This is a genomic window from Chloroflexota bacterium, from assembly GCA_016219275.1.
Lineage (GTDB): Bacteria > Chloroflexota > Anaerolineae > UBA4142 > UBA4142 > JACRBM01.
In genome coordinates this window covers 19,014-39,202 of sequence record JACRBM010000066.1, presented here as the reverse complement: position 1 = coordinate 39,202, position 20,189 = coordinate 19,014, and the positions used below count along the sequence as shown (strand labels likewise).

Here is a 20,189-nt window from a genome sequence, read left to right as displayed (position 1 = left end):
TCAGCGTTTTTGGATTCGACCCAGGGTGGGCGCATTCAAAGGCGAATGTTTGGCGAGATAGTCTTGCATAATTTCAGGAATGATCGTGGGCACGTCGAGGTCTATTTGATGTTCGGGTAATGCCAAATATCCTGGGTATCCTGGCGCATCCCAGAATTCCAAATCCGTTCCTGCCACAATATATTTTCCATATGGATTGAGAAGTCGATCGCCCAAGCGTACCTCGAGCGAATCGGGAGCATTGGGATCATACCGAACGGTGATGCCAGCCACGTGCGGCCAGCCGAGCGCAACCCCGCGCAAGTTACTGGGTTTACGCGCTACATTCTCGGGCTTGAGTGATTCACGCAAGAAATGCAGAATTTGTTCGCCCGTCAACTCAACGCGAGCGGGATTGGCGGTGGAGCGAACAGCCGTATTTAGCGCGCCAAGCGTCACGGGACCAGCAGGCAGCCCACTTCTCCAATGCCCTGCCAGCACCAGCGCAATTTCAGCGCCTGGGGTGCGAAGGAGTATCGCATCTGCCAGCAAATTACCTGCCACGCATTCACGATCATCCGCCGTATCAATCGGATCGCGCAATTCGCCAATCACACGGAGGGTCATGGCGCGCACGCTTTCTCTTTCGACTTCGTACGCCGCTTGAACAGTTGCATCCAACGGGATGTCTTCTCCGACGGGAATCAGTTCGCCATGATGTTGAATGATCTTGCCGCTTGCATCAATGTCCAAATCGAGACGTCCCAGGAAACGACCATAGTCGCCGGCTTGCGTGATGAGCGTTCCGTTCACGACAAACGGTGGGTTGACCTCGGTATGACTGTGCGCGCCGATAATTACATCCAGTCCCGCTATTTGCTCTGCCACTTTTTGATCGTCGGAAAATCCCAGATGGGATAAGAGCACGACCATCTGTGCGCCTTGACCGCGGACTTTCGCAATGAGATCGGGTAAGATTGCAATCGGTTCGCCCAAGCGTAAATCTTTAAAGACCGAATAGACCGAACCAGGTGTAGTCAGCCCAATGATGCCAACCTGCGTATCGCCGAATTCCCCTATGACGAAGGGAGCTAGCCCATCAAGTAATTGTCCCGTTGCGGCATCGAACATGTTGGCAGTGAGCAATGGCTGTCCAAATCGTTTTGCCAATCCTGGGATGACTTGAGGACCATAGCGCATCGGCGTGGTATTGCCGAGCGTGGCAAGCTCATAACCCGCTGCGCGCATGAGTGCAGAAACCGCACTCCCTTTGGTCATACTGCTTTCCAAGAGTGTCGTATCTTCCGCGTCTCCTGCATCCCACAGCACAGAGAATCCGCCCTGTGCTTGAACTTCAGAGCGAATTCGTTTGGCGAGCGTTGCAATGCGTTCAAGTTGTTGCAGGCGACCGTGCAAGTCATTCGTGTGGAGAATGGTCAGTTGAGTCATTCGACATGTGCTCCCGGACGTTCAATCTATCGCTCACCTAACTGGTAAAGTCTTCGGGCAATTGGGATCAACCAAATCAATGTCGGCACGAGAGAAAGGAGCGAGAGAACCAGTCCGATTGTCCCGACGGTCGGCGGCACGAGCATCAGTATTCCCATCACAACACCAACATAAGCCGTTGCCTTGCCGAATACATTACTCTGTACCATGACAATGGAAAATATCAAAATGACTATCCCGCCAAAGATGTAACTCAGGTCGAATGCGGTACCATTGTAGATGGTCAGTAGGGTCTGCCCTGCCGTAAGGAGCAGGGCTCTCTCAGCGTCCGTACTCGCCGCAGCGTATTGGTTGCTGAGCGAAAGCATACCGAAGGTCGCTTCGCGTGATGCAAAGAAGAGAGTTGTTCCTACAATGCCATTGGCGAGCGCGATGGTCATGTACGATTTGTTGAATCGTGCAAGAGCAATGTAGAGGGCAAGGTAGATCAGAATCAAAAGAACATTGATCACGATCAATAGAAGATCGAGATCTAAGAGCCCTAGAATCTGGTTTTTCTGGAAAAGTGTGAAATAGTCAATGACGGTGCTGGGTGGCGGATTTGTGATGAAGATGAAACTCTGGATCAGCGTTAACGCAAACATGAGCAAGGCTGCCACTGCACCAACTCTGTACAGACCTTTCCAGTCGGAGTCAGCGGTTTCGGTTTTGGTAACCTGATTTATCATTTACATCCTTTCCATTCTCTGGTGCAATGAGCGACTGGTGTTTCGCCGCCTCGCTCTCTCGGCGGAATGTCGGAGAACGCCATCGCGCACCGACCGCGCCCAAAGTGACCCGCGAAACCAAACCAACGTTCAACCGCGCCAACCAAGTTCGCTAAAAGGCGCGTACATGGTGCGGTCGGTGTGCATGTGTCTGCGGCGTGCGTCTTCGGTCATTATTCTCCGCTTGCTCTCCAAAACTATTTCGCATGGGACAGATTATTCATTACGCGCGGTCTTCCGTATGTGGTTCTTGATAGACCTTGTCTTTCACAGAGGGGGATTTTATCGCGAACATTTCTACGGGTGGGTGAATATCTACGATACTCTATCTGTGGGTTTCTCCTGAAAACCTAGCGATTTTGGCCGTGCATGTGCATACTTGCCATAATCGCTCATTGAAACGCCTATGTTAATGGGCACGCTAAAAACCCACAGATAGAGTACGATAGCATGATACGTTCCTGCAGGAAAACAACAAAACTCTCGTTTTCCTACCTCGAAGCGTTCTCCACTGACTTCGACAATCAACGTACCTCGGAGTACGATAAAACATTCATCAGCAATCGTGTGCATGTGCGGCGTCTCGCCAACACTCCACCAGTCCTTGTCTGTGTTGTTATACCAAACCCAGAGTTTTTCTGATTCAAAACCTATGTCATCGGGTGGCGTACGTCCGCAAAGTAAAGTTGAAAAGTCAGGAAGTTTCCGCTGGTGAAACTGTGTCATCAAGTTTCCTTTCAAATGGAGTGTTTGTAGATGCTATTGCGCTGACCCGTTTGAACTTGAACGGCATGACGCAGAACTAATGGTTTCCAACAGTGTGCGGAGTATGCCAATTGGCTAAGCTTTGTTTTACCTATCGCTACTACGTCGGCCCGCCGCGCGCCAAGCGTCCGATGGCAACCTGCTGGGCTTGAAGCCAGGTTTCTTTGTCGATGATGGGTGGGGCATCATTCCCACGCGTGAACGATCCGCTTTCGACGAGGGACGTGATGAACGATTGAAAGCGTTCGTCCAACTCTTGCAAGGTGAATCCAAACCCGCGCTTGTTTTGTTCGTCCGCGAGTTGCACTTCGAATTTCTGAATCTCGGCGGGGACACGGTCGGCAGGTTCCAGGACGATCCCATAACCGTAGCTGGGATTCGTCAACAAATCGCGAACCTGCGCGGCAGTCCACTGCTGGGCGCGGGCTGAGCGCGAGCGCGAACTGGGATGTTTCGGTGTGGTTTTTTTCTTTTTCGGCATGGTTATTCTCCTGGCTTGATTCTATCATCGAGCAATCCGCACGTCAAAGGTTGGAAGAAATCTTGGCAACCGCAATTGTAATCCATCGCATACAGATCGTTGGACAGACATTTCAGAATGCTCAATGTTACAGCGCGCTAACAATTGTGTGCCAGAGAGATTACAGTTATAATAACAAGCATTCAGAATGAATCGAAGGCAGCGATGAACCCAGGTTATGGACGAACACAATCTTGATGGTGCTGCCGCGAAAGAGAATGCAATGACTGATCAAGGATTACTCGACGGAATGCTTTTTTGTCACGATCACGAGTGCCCCATGATTCGTGTTGGAGATAATTACGAGTGCGTGATCGAACGCGTGGATGGACATCTGGGCGGCAAGCGCGTCAAAGATATTGTGCCCCCAAGCGCAAAAACGCCCTTGACGTTGGTATTTGAAGATGGGCATACCATACCGCTCTTCTGCCCCGATTGTGGCGGTGCGCTGCACGTTGCTCCTCAAGACGAAGACGAGGTCTTGAGCGAAATCTCTGGTTGTTACCTGGTGGGTGTAGCTTACGTCGAAGCCGGTGAGGAACCAGAGGGATTGGCGCTTGCTTTCGCGCGTGATCCCGAGGCTGACCCGGATGATCCCGATGCACTCGCCGATGAGTTGGTGCTCCACCTTGATAGCGCTCGGCAATTGACCTGCCCGGAGCAAAAGAGTACCACGAAATAAAGCGACGTGATCACGGACAAAGCATCGCCGGCGAGGAACGCGGACGTTTTCCAGATCGAATGAAAGGGACCGATGTCGAAAAAGAAGAATGCCGCCAAAGATCAAGCGTGGATCGACGCGCGCAAGAAATATCACCTCTCCGATGCTCACGTCCAAATGGCGCGCGAGTTGGGCATGAATCCCAAAAAATTGGGCGCGTTGGCGAATACCAAGCAGGAACCGTGGAAAGCGCCCCTGCCTGACTTTATCGAAAGGATTTACTTCAAGCGGTTTGGGAAAACGCGACCGGATGTAATCAAACACATTGAAGAACTCATCGCTAAAGAACCAACAAAAACTCCTAATCCAAAAACCATGGCGGATTCGGATGGAGAATAACTCTGGGGTATTCATTGGCTAAATGCCTAAAGCATCTTATCATAGGACTTTGTCCTGTCGGATGCCCAAGTCACTGACCGCGCGCGAAAAAGAAATTCTGCGCTTGAGGAACCAAGCGAATGCCGTAGTACTCGTGCTCAGTCCCGGCATGGTGAAAGGATACGCGCACACGATTTTGCAAAAACTGGGAACGAATGATCGCACGCAGGCGGGGCGAAGGCGATTCGACTGGGACTGATCAAGTGGGGGAACGATGCGACGGAATCGAACAAACTGGGTCGATTCATTGCACATGAACTTCCTGGGAGCCGGCATATAATCGGCACATAGGCAGTTAGTAACTGCTCACGAGATTGGCGAAGCCAGGTAAGACAAAACAGGTTTGCCCATCAACGCGACCAATGTTTGAAAGACATTTGCGCCCGACCGCTTGGCGGTATTCAAAACCGATGCCAACGCGGCGTAGGCTTTCGGTCCCCACTCGGATCGAAAGCTTCCCAGCACTTTGCGATGAACGACCGAAGGGCGTAATGCGCGTTCACACGCATTATTGTCGGGCGAAACATCGGTGCGATGCAAGAAGACGAACAAACTGTTCCGATGTGTCCGATAGCGTTCACGCAAGTTCTGCGCTAACCGTCCGGTCACCCGTCGTTGCAACAAGCGATCCAAGCGTTTTTCCATGACGGTGACTTGACGGCGGAAACCCACTGGGGTTAGGTCATCCCGCCGATGTCGCAGATGAACCGCCGCACGGAATAGGTCTTGCACCTCACGCGCCCAGGTCAAGTGCGGACGTTGATCGATCAACCCTTGCAGATTGCGGATCTGGTGGGGGATACATAGTTGATGCTGTTGGCTCGGGGCGTTCAATTGCGGTCTCCAACAATCGCTTTGCCACACGTCGGCGCAGTGGTCACCCATGAATTCATCAATCACATCTTGACCGCGACTGGGTTTGATCACATGATATTCGCCAACGGAACTCAGGAAGACCCATTCCCACCAGTTGCGCCCGTTGACCCGCGCACTGGTTTCATCGCTGCCGATCACTGGACTGTGCCGCACGCGTTCGCCAATCGCTTCGGCTTCGGGTTGGGCGGCGGTACCCGCACGTTCCACCATTGCGACCGCACCGCCTTCACTCAGCGGAATATCCAAGACATCGGCTAGGACAGTTTGGAGCCGTTCAAAGCCCATGTGGTGTTCGTGATGGAAATAGGTCACCAGGGCTTCCAAGCGTGGCCCAAACTGGCGGGTGGCTTCCAAACCCTCAGGCAACGTGCCGCGTTGGAGTTGTCGGCATCCCGGACACACCACTTCGTGCTGGCGTGTTTCGATGACGACCGGTGTGATCTCGGGCAACTCCGTGAGTTGGCGACGCAGAATTCGCTGAGGCGTGACGGCGTGCAAGTCCGTGCCACAGTTCCGGCAGGTCGTCACGGGACTCTCGATCACGGTGTCCGGGTGTTCGACCAGTGGACGGACTGCTTTTGCGTGACCAGGTTTTGCGCCATGGGGACGGGGTGCAGACTTGACCGCCACGTTGCGTTTGTGATCGCGTGAGGGTGGTTGCGACGAATTCTGCGAAGTGGTCGGGGGCTTGCTGAGCCGGTCCACTTCCGCTTGCAATCGTTGTACCTCGGCGATCAGCTGCACAACGAGTGCCAGCAGTTCTTCGCGGGTAAGATTGTTGAGCGAATCCGGTGAGGGCAAAGTCATTTCGTCGGTTAGAACACCTCATCGTCAAAAAAGTTGTGAGCAGTTACGGCAGTTATACAGAAAAAATTCTGCATAACAACCCTAGCGAAAGCTTATGTGGAACTTCGTCCGCATAAGACATAGTTCGAGCGGACGCTTCGCGCCGCCCCGTTGGGCGATTGTCTCCAAACGCTCTTGCATATTCAAGCAGGAGGACTGCCATGACAGTTCCACAAGAAATACAAGCACTCATACAGGTCGCAGCCGCAAATCAAGCCAATTTTGATCCGGTTGGCTTTCTTGAGACCGTCAAAGAGCGGCTGAAAAAGGCCTGTGACCTTGGTGGCGAATGCGATTCGCTTGGCCCGAATCACCTTGATGCACAGGGCGGCTACTTCGTCGCAACAGATTTCCTTGCCCAGAATGGATTTGTATCTGCCGCTGAACAGCTTCTATTTAGTTGGTGGCACAATGTAGGCACACGCCAACTAAACGAACAGCGGCACATATATCGGGCTGGCAATGCCTATAAGCTTACTCAGTTGTATCTTAGACAAGGTGATATGGGTGCGGCGCTTCGATGGGCATTACTGACTCAGGCAGAAGATTTACTCAGCGAGCATGGCGAAGGGGGTGGTGCAGGCAGACAGTGGCTACGGACTGTTTTTGGGTCAAGTGAAGCAGAACTCAGCGCATTGAAGGAAGTCTCAGACGAAAACTTGAAGGTTGTTAAATCTGGGTCTGCACAGGCTTCCAAGGCCGATTGGTATGCCGAGGATGTCGTTGTTCGTTTTGCGCTGAAAGACACAGCGTATGAGCATTTTTACTCATTACCATCATCAGTCCGTGAGTTTCCTATCTCGCTCTCATACTTTCGCACATTGCTCGACCGCGTACACGCCCCCGCAACTTCTACAAAGGAAAAAGGCGATACGTTGGAGTACCTGGCCTCGTATCTTTTTCTACTTATCCCTGGCTGGTTCCCCAGCCGAAATATTCTCGATGAAAACGAAGGATTCGAGACAGATGTGCTTGTCAGCAACCTAAATCCTACCAGCAATCTGACAGCCGAACTTCTGGGTCGGCACTTTCTTGTAGAATGCAAGAATTGGGAAAGGCCAATGCAGGTGAGAGACGTCGGTTATTTCCTTCATCGAATGCGACTCACACACTGTAGCTTTGGCGTTATCGTTGCTGCAAGTGACGTTACTGGAAAGATAAAGGGTGAGACAGCGGCGCGAAGCCTCATAAGGAGAGCCTTTCACGAAGACGGAAATACCTGCATTGTCTTGGATAGTGATGATCTTCAAGCGCTCGCAAGTGGCGAGATCACATTTTGGTCAATGCTACTTCGTGAAATCCAGAGGTTTCGCTTTGGAAAACCAAAGTAAGCCAAAATCCCGCACGCACTCAACACGCACTGCAGGCGACGCCGCTTCGCGGCCTTGAATCGGGACGTGAAATGGTTATGTGCAGCGGTTATTCAAGCAGGTCTCGATGGACAAGCCGCGGCGTGCCTGAGCTCATCCATTAAACGGAAATGACTCGTGCCCACAACCGATTTTCTATCAGATCGGTGAAGGTCCATACCCAGTTCCTCTTCCCCTAACAAAGCTCAAACAGCATAGGTTGCAAAAGCTCGCACCCATGTGCATTTCACACGGGTGCGAGCTTGTCAGTTGAGATTCGAGAAACGGGGACGACAACGGCGAATGAGTCGAGCGGATGTCTCAGCGCGACGTTCGCTTGGTCTTCTTTGTTCCCCGCGCTTGCATAGATTTTGAAATTGAATCGAACATGCCGCGCGTAACGCAGTCGATGCTTACGCCCCGCTGACCAAACTCTCTTTCGAGAACGGACAGGTCAGCCGAGGAGCGCGATAGGCGAGCGAGGTCGGCGATCACGACTGCGCGGATGGAATCGCGTGCGACGAGTTCGCGCATCTTGTTCAATCCCGGTCGATTCAAGGTCGCGCCTGAACGTCCTGGATCGGCAAACTCTTTTACCACCTCCAAACCATTTTCTTTCGCATACTTGCGGCACTTGGAAATCTGTGCTTTGACGTTGTGATCAGGTTGAACCTGCTTTGTCGTGGCGGTTCGCGCGTAAATGACAGCTTTCATGTGATTGGCTCCTTTTGCTCATGGTTGTTGTGCAAACTCGCGTTCTGGCTTGCTTGAATATATGGAACGTTTCAAGATTTTCTCTTGCCGATTTACCTCCCCACGAGAAAACGAAAAGGGCAGCCCGCCGTTCTAGCAGGTTGCCCTGGTTTGTGGTAAAATAGGGTCAGCCCGCCCGCCGTCTCGTTCGGTGGGTTGGGTTAGTGCCGTGCAAGTGCTGGTAACATTTGCGCGGCATGTTTTGGGATTAAATTATCTTATGCCACGATTATACTAACTTTTCCGTCTCAGGTCAAATGGCTTACGCCCGCGCCTTTCGCCGCGCTTCTCTTGTTCTTGCAAGTAAGCCAGCAGACTCTTCCGACTAATCTGCCAAACCTCGCCAAATTTTTGCGCTTTGATGCGGCGGCTTCTCACTAGTATACGAATGTGGTCTGGATGATACTGGCTCAATTTCACCGCTTCGCGTGTTGTGATCCAATCCTCAGCCATCGATCTGTAATCTCCCAGGTTTGAATCGATTCTACAACATTTGTCCTGCCAGCGCAAAGTTTGTGTGATTCTCTCGTTTGTAAAGGTGCGCTTCCACTCACTTGAAGTTGATTTGGAATTATTCGCTAGGTACGTCGATCTCCTGGAAACAATTCCATGAACGGCTTGCGCGGTTCGATGCGTTCAATATTCTTCCCCACATGGACCGAGCGCAACAACATACCGACAATCCGTTTCCGATCAAGCGGGCTCGCGCTATCCATGTATTTACTCAATCGTTTGGGCACACGCGTCGCTTGCTTGATGATCGCAGGCTCCTGGGCGAGGATTTCTTCTAACTCATTTCGAATCTTTTCGCGCCGCCTATCGTAATCTTCTTCCGCCATATCGCCCTGCACAAATAGCTTTTGCAGGCGCTCCAGTTGTGAATTGAGCAGACGTCGCTTTTCCTCGCGCTGGGATTGCTCCGGTGTAGCCGTCGCCAATTGCATGATGCGCTCTCGCCACACGTCCGGCAAGCGGACGCGATGCAATTGATCCAGCAGCTCCAACTCCAGTTCTTCCGCTGTCAACATGCCGTGACGCGGACACAACTTGCTGTATTCCCTTGCCGTATCCCGATAGTAGCGTGTGCCATCGGGATTGGTCGTACCGCGCATCGGGAAATGGCAATACGCGCAGCGCAAAACGCCGGTCAGCATGAACACCCTGGGCGCGGCTCGTCGCTGCGATGCATTCCGATGCCAGCGTTTGCGTACCTCCTGGCTCTGTTCGAATATTTCGCGCGTGATGAGTGGCGGATGCGTGCCTTGCAGTAATTGCCCCTTGTATTTCACCAAACCCAGATAGGACTGATTCTTGAGCATCGCGCGAACCGTGTCTTTCGAAAACGGTTTAGAGCCGCCGGGGTGGATGGGATCGGGTTTCTTCGTCAATTTACAACGCGTGCGATAGCCACACCGATTGAGTTGATCGGTCACGTCTTGGTCTGATAATTTGCCCGCGCAGTGCCAGGTGAATGCGAGACTCAACCCAACGCTATCCTTGGGATGCGCGATCAAGCGACGATCCACGGTCTTGTCTGACTGTCCATAATCCGGACAATAGCCTTTTCCATTGGGATCGTCGCAGCGACTGCACAAGCCCTTGCAATAACCGTAAGGAATATCGCCATTCCATAGACCCGAGAGCGCGCGTTGGTATTTGCCTTTGACGGTCTCTTCGCGCAAATTGTTCAAGTAAAACTCGCTGATCATGCCGATGTTGGTGAGCAGCATTTTGCCGGAGGGCGTGCTGAAATCGATGCGCTCGAGTACGGAAATCAAGGCGATGCCTTGTTTCTCCAGCGTATCGACCATTTCGAGGAGCTGGCTCACATTGCGATAAAGGCGATCCAGTTTGTGAATGAGCAGACCGTCGAAAAGGCGCACGCTCGCATCGCGTAACAGGATTTGGAATTGAGGACGCTCGGCGGTGCTCGCCGAATAACCTTCGTCGACGTACTCCCGAAAGATCGTCCAATGTTGCGCGGCGGCAAATTCGCGCATGGCGCGGAGCTGCGCCTCGATACTAAACCCTTCGACTTGTTGTTCGCTGCTGACGCGCGCATAAAGCGCGACTTGAGTAACCATTCGATATTCTTCCCCTTGGATAATGATTTACGACTGAGGTGGATTTGATGTAGGTGGTTCATCAGACACAGATGTGCCTGATGCTGGCGTATCTTTGCTATTTGCGTCGTTTTTTGATTCAGCGTCGCTCGCGTAGATACGCGCGAGCAGAGCGCAGAGATCGTCGACGACGGGATCGAGAATGGGAAAGATTTTCTTTTTCTTCACGAGTCACTCACCTGGGTCAATCAATATTGGTCATACTTAAAAAGATGTAATTGCATCGTTAAATTCGTTTCCTGGCTTTCGCCGAAGGACGTCGTCCGCGATGACTGAGACGCTGATGTAGAATGCGATCCACGAACGCACGCGCGTTGTCGAGCATTTCGCCATTGAGGTCAGTTCGCCGAATCGCAAAGTATCTCACTTGCGCGCCAAAGTATTCAGCTAACGCGACCATGCGACTCGCCGTAAAATCATCGCAGCACATGGCGACGCTGCGTTGAATCATTTCGTACGCGCCACCGGGGTGAGATGTACCGAACTCGTCCCTGACGATTCTGTAAAATGTTGCATTTGCCTTTTTCGAGAAATCCCAGGCAACTAGAAATTTTTCCGACATGTCTTCTTCTCTCAGTTCGATAGATTGGCGTATAGTTGGATAACTCGCGATTAGCTTGTTGCCACGCGAGATGGAGAGAATTTCGAGTCTCTCAACGGCAGAATGAGGCGAAATTCTTGCAGATATTATAGCAGGCGATTCTGACAGAAAACTGAAGAATGACTGAAAGGAAGACCTGTTTTGGAAAAATCCTTTGATTTCGTGCTCCATTGCCTTAACTAGATGGGGCTGCGGTTACTCGACTGGTAAAATTTCCGCGTTGGAACGCGTTGGAACGTTGACGAAATGACTATCCGGGCTATAATGTTTTTTACGTGTGCTTTCCTGCTGTTGCTATTCGGACTACCCCTGCATCACCCTCTTTCTTTGTTCATCGCGCTCTGACGAAAATAATTGCGCGGCTTCTCAACCAGAAGAGCGAATTGACACAATGCCCTCACGACGATCATCCGCTGCCTGGATTGGTTCTTCTCCCTATTCATGGCCGCGCAACCATGCCTAGATAATGAGAGCGGAATGACTCGACGCACGTCATCTTTAGCCATTGCCAAGACTCGTCTTCCTCAACGCCGACGCGAACTATTGCGCCGTCCGCGTTTGATCGATCACCTCCACGCTCAAGTCGACAAACAGGTTTTCCTGATTTCTGCGCCGGCAGGTTATGGTAAGACCAGTCTGCTCGTGGACTGGGCGCATGAAGTTGATTTCCCCGTTGCGTGGCTCACCCTCGATGAGTTCGACAACACCCCGCATGTCTTTCTGGCGTACCTCGTCGAAGCGATTCGAGTTCATTTTCCCAAGTTCGGCGCTCAGGCGCTGGCGGCGTTGGAGCAATCCAGAGAGACTAAAGAATCTCTGCAATCCATCGTCGTTCTGCTGGCAAATGAGCTGGCTCGTTTGCCCGATCATGTCGTTATGGTCTTGGACGATTGTCACGTGATCGAAAATGAAATGATCGGTCAACTGATCGCGTGGCTCATTCGATACGCTGCCGAGGATTGTCATTTCTTCATCAACTCGCGGGTGCTCGTCGACTTGCCCGACGAAATCTTGATGCGTGCGCGCGGGCAGATAGATGGAATCGGAATCAACGAGTTGTGCTTCACCGCGCCGGAGATACAAGCGTTCGTTCAACAAAACTATGGACTGACGGTTCCTACGTCCCGCGCTCAAGAGCTAGCGCAAATCACGGCTGGATGGATCACGGCGTTGTTGTTGATGGGACAACGCGCCGGTTGGCGTTCCCTCGTGGAAGATGTGTTGACCGCGCCGGAAATCACCGGCTCCTTATTTGACTATTTCGCCGAACAAATCTTGGCGCGCCAACCGGAGGAGGTGCGTCGTTTCATGCTTGGCTCCGCGGTGCTCGAGCCACTCTCGCCGGACCTTCTCGACCAGCTCCCTGGGTTAGCTGACTCGAAAACCTATTTGGAAATCGTGTGGGAGCAACAACTCTTCCTTACGCGCTTGGAGGGAGCAAATGATCTGTTTGTCTATCATCCGCTCCTCCGCGATTTTTTGCGTACGCGTTTGAAGAGCGAACACCCGGCTTGGTTTGAACAACTTGAATTGGCGTGTGCCCGGCTGAACGAACAGCAGGGACAATGGGATCGCGCTGTCGAAATCTATCTTGCTCTCGGACGTACCGAAGAAGCGATTGTGATTTTGCAATCCGTCGAAGCGTCGCTACGCAAACGCTCGGACATTGCCAGGTCGACGCATTGGGTTCAAATCTTGCCGGAAAGCAAGGTATTGGCGAATCCGCATTTGTTGAGCCTCAAAGGGAAAATTTGTATGGCTCAGGGCGAGCAGGAACAAGCCGTGCTGCTCTTCGATCAAGCCATCCGGGGTTTTCGCCGGGCCGGCGACTATGCTTCCGCCGGCGACAAGCTCGTGTTCAAAGCCACCGTTTTGCGATTCCTGGGTCGCTATCGCGAGTGCATCGCCGAAAGTCGAAAGCTTGTGGCGTTACTCGGCAAGGTCAGGAATCGCCCGGCACGCGAGCATTTGCATGCGGCGAGTCTGCATTTGCGCGGTCTAGCGAAATATCATCTTGGAAAACTAAAGGAAGCGTACGCCGACTTGAAACAAGCGCGCATACTTTTCCAGGTCGGCGATGATTTAGTCAGTCAAGCGAACGTGAATTCCGATTTGGGGATTGTAGCGCGGGCAAGCGGTCGCATCGCCGAAGCCATCGACCGCTATAAAGAAGCATTGGCTTTATGGGAACGCCTGGACGATTCCAATGCCGCGGCAAACACACTCAACAACCTCGGGATGGCTTATCTCTTCAGAGGCGAAATCGAGGCGGCGGAACACGTTCTCCAAGACGCGCTGGTCAAGGCAAGGCAGGGCGGCTGGGCGAGAATTGAAGCTGCGGTTCTTTCGTCGTTGGGCGATCTGTGGCGCGACCAGGGTCAATATGCTCGCGCCATGGAGTTCTATACAGAAAGTTTGCGAGCCGCTGAAATGGGGCAAGAAGCACAGCTCATCTTTTACAATCGCGTGGCTCTCGGACACATGCAACGTCTGCTGGGTTCGCCCGAACGCGCGCGCGAGTGGTTTCAATTGGCAGCCGAAGGAATCGATCTCAAATCGCTTGTAGCACGCGGGCAGTTGAAGTTGTCCCAGGGATTATTGGCAAGTGACCGAAGAGCATTCAAATCGGCTTACAAATTGGTTGACGCTGCCGCCCAGTCCTTTCGGCGCGCTGGGAACAAGCATTTGGAAGCTGTGGCGGAATATCATTTCGCGCATCTCTGTCGCATTCAAAAGCGTGAGGATGAAGCTAAACGTCATCTGATCCAAGTGGATGCCCTGGTCGAAACCTTGGGGTACGATCACTTTTTAGCAGTGGAAGGTCGGCAGACGATCGACACGTTGCGATTTGCCAGCGGACTGAAACCCATCGGGCGACGCTTCAAACGGATTTTTGGACAAATGCAGCCGATTCTGATCGCCGAGCCGGACTCGACCACGACAAATGTTCCTTCGCTTACCATTCGGACTCTGGGACAGGAAGAGATCGTCGTCGACGGTTCGGAAGTTGTGCAAATCCGTACTCAAGTCAGAGACGTGTTCTTCTTTCTCCTCAGCCGTTTACCGCAAGGCGCGCGGCGAGAGGAAATTGCCGATCTCATTTGGCCTGATTGGTCCGCCGAACGCGCCGACGGTGCGCTGCGCATTGCGGTGTCGCGGATTCGTAAAGCGATTTGTCCGGTGCAACTCGTCAATGGTCAATACGTGCTGGCACCGGAGAATCAATGGTACGATGTCCAAGAGTTGGAACGCGGTTTGGCGCATGCGCATCTGGCGCTCAGCGCCCAAGCTCGTATCGCGCGCTTGCAGCCGATCTTGGAATTGTATCGCGGCCCATATCTGGAACGCCTGGACGCGCATTGGGCACTCAACGAACGCGAACGATTGAAGCTTGTGTATAACGAGGCGCTGATGCCATTAGGTGAGGCATATTTGGAAGTCGGCGACCTGGGTTCTGCGCTCTCTACGTTTTTGAAAACAACCGAAGTGGAGCCATTCTTGGAAACCGCGTGGAAACGTGCGATGGAGACGTACGTCTCGATGGGTGACCGCGCGGCGGCAATTGCCCTTTACGAAAAGCTGAAACAACTCCTTCATGAGGAAATGAACATGCAACCTGGGCGCGACATCCAATCGCTCTACGAGGACATCCTCAAAATGAATCGCTGAGTGAGGTTGATTTGTAAACGCGCCAAGTAAATTCGACGAACGTGTGTGGAGTGGACTGTGAAGACAGTCCACTCTTTTTTTGTGCCTATCTTGTCAACAATTTGGAAACAAGGTTTTTGTAGGATGCCTCCGAAAAATGAATTCGGAGGACATCCAAATGAATTACTTCAAGTGTGCCTATACATGGTTGAACTCGCCGCGTACGGTCTGGCTGATCACCATGATCCTTTTTGCAACTCGGACGCTGGCTGTCGTCGCAACAGAAATCGCGTCTTGTGGTCAGATTCGCTGTTAGTCAAGCGCGCAATTATTGGTGGTCCGGTTTTCCGCTGCAAGCGGCGAATTGCCGGGGCGAACGGGTTGGGCTGATGAAAATCGTCGCTTCGATCCTGCGATTCTCGTCGGCTGCGGGAGTTTCAAATGAGCCAGCGAGATCTAAATCGTCTCGTGTGCGCCGGGATAGTGGATCAGCAGTTTAGAAAACTGTTGGTGCGCGACCCATTACGTGCCGCCGCCGCAGGATATTACACAGAGCGGTTCGATTTGACGGAAGAAGAAAAAGAAATGCTTTCCCAAATTCACGCCGCCGATTTCGATTCTTTCGTGCAAGCCATCGCACGATGGATTTTGGAAAAACGCGCGTAACGCGTTGAATGTATGGAACTCGTCAAGATGCGCCATCGGAAAATGGTCGTGATCTTGACGCGTTAGATGTCGTCATGGTCACCCTTCCGGTGAGATGTGCGATCCAGTTTCAAAATTATGGAGGTCTCGATGCGCTAAAGTAGATTGGATGAGAGGAATGGCTGACAGCGAATGGTGGCGATCTGTCAGTACGCATTGACAGATCGACCTGGCATACGGAGGTGATGCTCTGAGTTGATCTAAAGTACGTCGATATTATTCGCGTTTGTAGTTTGAACGCGAAGAGCGGTCGAGATAATTCCTCACGCTCGACATGCCGCACGGAAGGAATCCACGTGCGGACGTACTCCCCTGCGCCTCCTCCAATTTTCCTCTTTTCTCTCACGCAATCTCCCGAAGATCGAAAATCATCACCCATATAGGCAGTCGTCGAGTTTTGCGCGACGAAGCGCCCTATTCAAGCCAAATCGAGCCGTTCTTTCAGTCAAGTTTCAGTTTTCTGTCAGTCGCGGCTCGTATAATCGCAACCAAGATACTCGACGCCGATGCTTGGAAGCGCCGCAAGCCTCGCCCATGATCCACACTTTATCTCAAGGAGGCTTGACCGAACATGCACAACGCAGTGCCCGCACGACGCTCTACCATCCGGAACGAACGCTTTTTCGCATTGACTCTTAAAAGGCAATGCGACGAGTTGATCAGGAGAAATTGTCCTGACGGCTTTGGCACGACAAGTTCCAAAACGAAAACGAAAAAATGATCGCGCAGTAACCCATTGTTTTTGAGGCTGGCGGATGTCTTCCACCCAGGTTAAGACTTTGCCTGGCGTGAGTCGAGTGTGCCTCGGCAGTGATCTTTGTCGGACACGAGTGACAAAGATCACTGCCGAATCTAAATCGCAATGAATCGAAGAATAGACCTTCTCCGATTTCTCTTGATACACTCTTCAATTTGAGGACACGACACAATGAATGACCCAAGCAAGACTTCCAAGCAAGAATCGTATGTGCAACGCTGGATGACGGCGCTCCTGCAATTTGATGCGACGCTTCCGCGTCCAATCGCCGAAGCGATGGCGCGCAATGCCATGCGCGGCACAGTCGGAAACGTACTGAAACAGTTGGACGAAGGACTGGGCAAACTTGAAATCATCCGCGTTGAAGAGCTTGCCGGCAGTGAAGCCAGAACCATTCTTGCCGTATTGATCCAGATGAACCAGCGGGTCGCTCAACTACAAGAGGCTATCCGCGAATTATGGAACCCGCCAGACGCTTGAACGCAGCAACATTATCGAAGAATCTTCGGCCAATGGTGTGTTCGTACTCCAGGTCAATGTGACCTCGGAATCTTTGCTCGAATCAAATCAAATCAAGGATGAATAAACGTGACTACCTTTCCTACCACTAGCAAGATCGTACTGCCCAGTCGCAACCAGCGACTGTTACATCGAACGCGCCTGGTGCGCTTTCTCCACGAACACATGGATCGCCGTCTGGTGATTGTGTCCGCATCCGCCGGTTCCGGCAAAACTTCGCTCTTGATCGATTTTGCTCACGAGACGATGTTGCCGGTTTGTTGGTACAGTCTGGAAGAATCGGACCGCGATCCCCAAGTCTTTTTGGAGAATCTCATCGCCTCGATCAACGGACGATTTCCGAAAGTGGGCGAACGCGCTCAAAAGACTCTGTCCACCAGCGCGACCGACCGGGATTTCGATACGGTGATCAGCGCGCTTGCCGCCGAACTACAAGGAACCGGCTCGGAGCATTTTGTCTTGATCTTCGACGATTATCACCGCGTCGCCGACTCAGAGCCGGTCAATCATCTGTTCAACACGCTGCTTTTCCTGCTGCCGGGCAAAGTTCATTTCATCATTTGCTCGCGCACTTTGCCGACGCGCCTGGATTTGACGCGCCTGCAACTCGATCAGCACGTCGCCGCGCTGGGCGACGACGAACTACATTTCACCGCCGAGGAGGTCAGCGCGCTTGTAAAACAAAATTTCCAGATGGAACTATCGCCCGACCAAGCCGCCGATCTCACCGAGCGGTCGGAAGGTTGGATCGCTGGCATTTTGTTGACCACCCCGGAACTCTGGCCCAGTATTTTTCAACAGCGGATTCACGGGCAAGACGCCAAGGAAAATGTCTTCCGTTTTCTGGCGAGTGAAACGCTGGCGCATCTGCCCGAGCCACTTCAACGCTTTCTCTTGGACTCGTCCATCTTCAGTCGCTTGGATGCCGTCGTTTGCGATCAGGTATTTGAAATCCAAAACACCGTCCAGTTGTTGCGCACCATCGAGGAACGGAATTTGTTTGTGATCCGACTGGGCGATCAGACGGGCAGCGTACTCTATCGCTATCACAACCTCTTTCACGAATTCCTGCGACGGCGCTTGATCGAAACAGATGCTGCGCGCTGGCGCACGCTGAATCGCCGCGCGGCAGAGTTTTTCGAATCCCAGGATTCTTCGCTGGGACAAGCCATCTCTCACTATCTCGCCGCCGAAATGTTTGACGCGGCGGCGCGTTTGGCGGAACGCATCGCTCAATCGACGTTCGACGCCGGACGCTGGTCGGTTCTGGCGGAATGGATCGATGCTTTACCCTCTGAGATTTTAACCGCGCATCCCGACTTGGTCGTGACGCGCGGCAAGGTTTTCGCCGAGACAGGAAAAAATCAGGAAGCGGAAAATGCCTATACGCGCGCGATTGAACTCTACGAGCAGAAAGGTGATGATCTCTCCGTCGCGAAAGTGATCGTGTGGCGGGCGATGCTGTGGAATCTCAGCGGTCGCTATCGCGACGCCGTGGGTGAGTGCCTGAAGGTCGTCAAGGTTTTACAACGTCATCAAGCCCAGCCCGATGAAGCGCGCGCGTATCGGATCCTGGGAACGGCGCATGTGCATTTGGGCGCTTATCCTCAATGCATTCGCGAACTGGAGCAAGCTTTGGAACTTTATCAAGCCCTCGACGATACCACGCGTGTCGCGTGGCTCAATCACGAGATTGGAACGTGTTTGCGGATTCATGGCGATCCAACGGCGGATGATTACTATCAACAAGCGCTTAAACTGTGGCAGCAAATGGACAACATTCCTGGTCTAGCAATGACGCTCAATAGCATTGGCGTGGGTCAGCACATCGCGGGTGATTATTCGCGTGCCCTGGCGACGCTGGAAGAGGCGCGGGCTTGGTCTCATCAACACGGCGTGCGCCGCGGTGAAGCGTTTGCGCTCGCGAGTCTGGGAGATGTGTACCGCGACCTGGATCAACTGGCGCGCGCCATGGAATATTATCACGACGCGATTGAGCGGGGTCGCTGCATGGAGGGATTCATCTTGACGTATGGATTGGTCGCGCTCGGCGAGACGTGCCGCATGATCGGTGATGCTGATAAGGTCACCAGTTATTTGCAAGAGGCGAAGGAATCTGCCGAAAAGCACCAATCCAATTACGAGATGGGTCTTGTGGAATCCGCGTTGGGGATTTGGGCGTGCGAGCAGAAACGGATGAGCGACGCGATCCTTCATCTGAACCGCGCGCAAGAACTACTCAAGACGATGCGGCGCGATTATCTCCGCGCGCGCCTTTACCTTGCCCAAACGTATTTCGCACGACGAAAGTTTGCCCAAGCGCAAAAGGAACTGAAAGAACTCGCGCGCCAAGCCGATGGCTTGGAACCCACGGCTATACCCTTCATCGTCGCCGAGCGCGTTCAATTGTTGCCGCTGATCAAGTACGCGCAATCGAAGAAAATTCAGCCCCACTATTTCAACCGCTTGTACGCGGCGCTGGTTGCCCTGGATCGCAATACCTCATCTGCGCCAGTACGGCTCAGCGTCCAAGCTTTTGGCATGAGTCGCGTCATGCTCGGAGATCGTCAGATCACGCTCGACGATTGGGGAACGCATGCGACCAAGGAGCTTTTATTTCTCTTGTTGGCAAACCCCCAGGGATTACGCAAAGAAGAAATCGTGGAAGCACTTTGGCCCGGCAAGAACGTCGCGGCGGCGAGCGAGGTCTTTCATTCGACCACCTATCGCCTACGGCGTGTCATTCCCAATGGCATAATCTATGAGGACGCGGTGTATTCGCTGCAGCCCAATTTGAATTTGAGTTATGACGTCGCGCAATTTAGCGACTGTCTTGCTCGCGCTGCCACATCTAAAGGAATCTCCGAACGCATCGAAGCGTACGAAGCGGCGATCGCGCTCTATCGCGGTGATTTCTTTGCCGAATCGTATGGCGACTGGTGTCAAAGCATCCGCGCCCAATTGCGCCGGCAATACTTGGACACGCTGCAAGCGTTGGCAGGCATCTATGGACGGCACGGCGATTACGCTCAAGCCCTGCGCTATTACCAGACTTTGATCGACATCAATCGGGATCGCGAGGACATCTATCAAGCCATGATGCGACTTCAATTCAAAGCCGGCGACCGCGCCGGCGCGGCGAGGACGTATCAACGCTGTGTGCACGTATTGCGTGAAGAATTGAATCTCGGCGCGCCCAGCCAAGAAACTCAAGCGGTATACGCAGAGATTGCCAACGATCCGCCTGTAGCGGAATTCGTCCAGTAACTTCCCTGAGTATGAGGAAGCCGAAGGACGTAGACCAAGCGTGTCTACGTCCTTCGACTTTGAATGCGTCGTTTTGATCGCGATGAAGGCAGATTGGACGCGGGCAGCCGATCAACTTTCGGGAATTTTTCGATTTTCCTCAAAATTGGGTCTTACTTTCAGTTTA

Annotated in this window: 16 protein-coding genes; 8 read left to right on the top strand and 8 right to left on the bottom strand. The window is 52.7% G+C overall.

Features of this window, described 5'->3' with window-relative positions:
* The 4 genes from HY868_18560 to HY868_18545 all read right to left on the bottom strand — a co-directional run bounded on the left by HY868_18560 (position 1) and on the right by HY868_18545 (position 3,441).
* Positions 1 to 1,428, bottom strand: coding sequence for a bifunctional metallophosphatase/5'-nucleotidase (locus tag HY868_18560; GenBank protein ID MBI5304144.1), 1,428 nt, complete (start codon positions 1,426 to 1,428; stop codon positions 1 to 3).
* A 26-nt stretch (positions 1,429 to 1,454) separates the two neighbouring features.
* Positions 1,455 to 2,156 carry a DUF4386 family protein gene (locus HY868_18555; protein MBI5304143.1) on the bottom strand — a complete coding sequence of 234 codons (702 nt, stop codon included), beginning with the start codon at positions 2,154 to 2,156 and terminating at the stop codon, positions 1,455 to 1,457.
* Between the two features lie 354 nt (positions 2,157 to 2,510).
* The gene (locus tag HY868_18550; protein MBI5304142.1) at positions 2,511 to 2,921 is read right to left on the bottom strand and encodes a cupin domain-containing protein; all 411 of its coding nucleotides are present in this window, start codon (positions 2,919 to 2,921) and stop codon (positions 2,511 to 2,513) included.
* Positions 2,922 to 3,060: 139 nt separating this feature from the next.
* On the bottom strand, positions 3,061 to 3,441 hold the full coding sequence (locus HY868_18545) for a recombinase family protein (GenBank protein ID MBI5304141.1): 381 nt from the start codon (positions 3,439 to 3,441) through the stop codon (positions 3,061 to 3,063).
* A 217-nt stretch (positions 3,442 to 3,658) separates the two neighbouring features.
* Here HY868_18545 and HY868_18540 point away from each other — a divergent pair, with 217 nt between their 5' ends.
* The 3 genes from HY868_18540 to HY868_18530 all read left to right on the top strand — a co-directional run bounded on the left by HY868_18540 (position 3,659) and on the right by HY868_18530 (position 4,778).
* Positions 3,659 to 4,162: a hypothetical protein gene (locus HY868_18540; GenBank protein ID MBI5304140.1), complete on the top strand. Its 504-nt coding sequence runs from the start codon at positions 3,659 to 3,661 to the stop codon at positions 4,160 to 4,162.
* A 72-nt stretch (positions 4,163 to 4,234) separates the two neighbouring features.
* Positions 4,235 to 4,540, top strand: a complete 306-nt coding sequence (locus HY868_18535; protein MBI5304139.1) for a hypothetical protein — start codon at positions 4,235 to 4,237, stop codon at positions 4,538 to 4,540.
* 61 nt (positions 4,541 to 4,601) lie between these two features.
* Complete coding sequence (locus HY868_18530) at positions 4,602 to 4,778, top strand: response regulator transcription factor (protein MBI5304138.1); 177 nt, start codon at positions 4,602 to 4,604, stop codon at positions 4,776 to 4,778.
* 107 nt (positions 4,779 to 4,885) lie between these two features.
* Here HY868_18530 and HY868_18525 read toward each other — a convergent pair whose 3' ends face one another.
* Positions 4,886 to 6,262 carry an IS66 family transposase gene (locus tag HY868_18525; GenBank protein MBI5304137.1) on the bottom strand — a complete coding sequence of 459 codons (1,377 nt, stop codon included), beginning with the start codon at positions 6,260 to 6,262 and terminating at the stop codon, positions 4,886 to 4,888.
* A gap of 200 nt (positions 6,263 to 6,462) precedes the next feature.
* Here HY868_18525 and HY868_18520 point away from each other — a divergent pair, with 200 nt between their 5' ends.
* The gene (locus HY868_18520; GenBank protein ID MBI5304136.1) at positions 6,463 to 7,632 is read left to right on the top strand and encodes a restriction endonuclease; all 1,170 of its coding nucleotides are present in this window, start codon (positions 6,463 to 6,465) and stop codon (positions 7,630 to 7,632) included.
* Positions 7,633 to 7,971: 339 nt separating this feature from the next.
* Here HY868_18520 and HY868_18515 read toward each other — a convergent pair whose 3' ends face one another.
* From HY868_18515 to HY868_18505, 3 genes are all read right to left on the bottom strand, one after another.
* A complete protein-coding gene (locus tag HY868_18515) occupies positions 7,972 to 8,364 on the bottom strand; it encodes a recombinase family protein (protein MBI5304135.1) in 393 nt (130 codons plus the stop codon).
* Between the two features lie 617 nt (positions 8,365 to 8,981).
* Entirely contained in the window at positions 8,982 to 10,487 is a 1,506-nt protein-coding gene (locus HY868_18510; GenBank protein ID MBI5304134.1) for a recombinase family protein, read from the bottom strand.
* Positions 10,488 to 10,752: 265 nt separating this feature from the next.
* On the bottom strand, positions 10,753 to 10,977 hold the full coding sequence (locus HY868_18505; protein ID MBI5304133.1) for a hypothetical protein: 225 nt from the start codon (positions 10,975 to 10,977) through the stop codon (positions 10,753 to 10,755).
* Between the two features lie 627 nt (positions 10,978 to 11,604).
* Between HY868_18505 and HY868_18500 the strand changes: the two genes are divergently transcribed.
* The 4 genes from HY868_18500 (at position 11,605) to HY868_18485 (ending at position 20,023) form a co-directional block, all read left to right on the top strand.
* Positions 11,605 to 14,796 (top strand): tetratricopeptide repeat protein, encoded by a 3,192-nt coding sequence (locus HY868_18500; protein ID MBI5304132.1) that lies wholly within the window; start codon positions 11,605 to 11,607, stop codon positions 14,794 to 14,796.
* Positions 14,797 to 15,216: 420 nt separating this feature from the next.
* Positions 15,217 to 15,441: a hypothetical protein gene (locus tag HY868_18495; protein MBI5304131.1), complete on the top strand. Its 225-nt coding sequence runs from the start codon at positions 15,217 to 15,219 to the stop codon at positions 15,439 to 15,441.
* Positions 15,442 to 16,408: 967 nt separating this feature from the next.
* Entirely contained in the window at positions 16,409 to 16,717 is a 309-nt protein-coding gene (locus HY868_18490) for a hypothetical protein (protein ID MBI5304130.1), read from the top strand.
* 108 nt (positions 16,718 to 16,825) lie between these two features.
* Positions 16,826 to 20,023, top strand: coding sequence for a tetratricopeptide repeat protein (locus tag HY868_18485; GenBank protein ID MBI5304129.1), 3,198 nt, complete (start codon positions 16,826 to 16,828; stop codon positions 20,021 to 20,023).
* Positions 20,024 to 20,189 lie beyond the last annotated feature (166 nt).

Excerpts from the sequence above, each read along its gene's own strand:
- HY868_18490 (MBI5304130.1), top strand. The coding sequence starts at position 16,409 with ATGAATGACCCAAGCAAGACTTCCAAGCAAGAATCGTATGTGCAACGC.
- HY868_18520 (MBI5304136.1), top strand. The coding sequence starts at position 6,463 with ATGACAGTTCCACAAGAAATACAAGCACTCATACAGGTCGCAGCCGCA.
- HY868_18555 (MBI5304143.1), bottom strand. The coding sequence starts at position 2,156 with ATGATAAATCAGGTTACCAAAACCGAAACCGCTGACTCCGACTGGAAA.
- HY868_18560 (MBI5304144.1), bottom strand. The coding sequence starts at position 1,428 with ATGACTCAACTGACCATTCTCCACACGAATGACTTGCACGGTCGCCTG.
- HY868_18515 (MBI5304135.1), bottom strand. The coding sequence starts at position 8,364 with ATGAAAGCTGTCATTTACGCGCGAACCGCCACGACAAAGCAGGTTCAA.
- HY868_18500 (MBI5304132.1), top strand. The coding sequence starts at position 11,605 with ATGACTCGACGCACGTCATCTTTAGCCATTGCCAAGACTCGTCTTCCT.
- HY868_18505 (MBI5304133.1), bottom strand. The coding sequence starts at position 10,977 with ATGATTCAACGCAGCGTCGCCATGTGCTGCGATGATTTTACGGCGAGT.
- HY868_18525 (MBI5304137.1), bottom strand. The coding sequence starts at position 6,262 with ATGACTTTGCCCTCACCGGATTCGCTCAACAATCTTACCCGCGAAGAA.
- HY868_18535 (MBI5304139.1), top strand. The coding sequence starts at position 4,235 with ATGTCGAAAAAGAAGAATGCCGCCAAAGATCAAGCGTGGATCGACGCG.
- HY868_18495 (MBI5304131.1), top strand. The coding sequence starts at position 15,217 with ATGAGCCAGCGAGATCTAAATCGTCTCGTGTGCGCCGGGATAGTGGAT.
- HY868_18510 (MBI5304134.1), bottom strand. The coding sequence starts at position 10,487 with ATGGTTACTCAAGTCGCGCTTTATGCGCGCGTCAGCAGCGAACAACAA.
- HY868_18540 (MBI5304140.1), top strand. The coding sequence starts at position 3,659 with ATGGACGAACACAATCTTGATGGTGCTGCCGCGAAAGAGAATGCAATG.
- HY868_18550 (MBI5304142.1), bottom strand. The coding sequence starts at position 2,921 with ATGACACAGTTTCACCAGCGGAAACTTCCTGACTTTTCAACTTTACTT.
- HY868_18545 (MBI5304141.1), bottom strand. The coding sequence starts at position 3,441 with ATGCCGAAAAAGAAAAAAACCACACCGAAACATCCCAGTTCGCGCTCG.
- HY868_18530 (MBI5304138.1), top strand. The coding sequence starts at position 4,602 with ATGCCCAAGTCACTGACCGCGCGCGAAAAAGAAATTCTGCGCTTGAGG.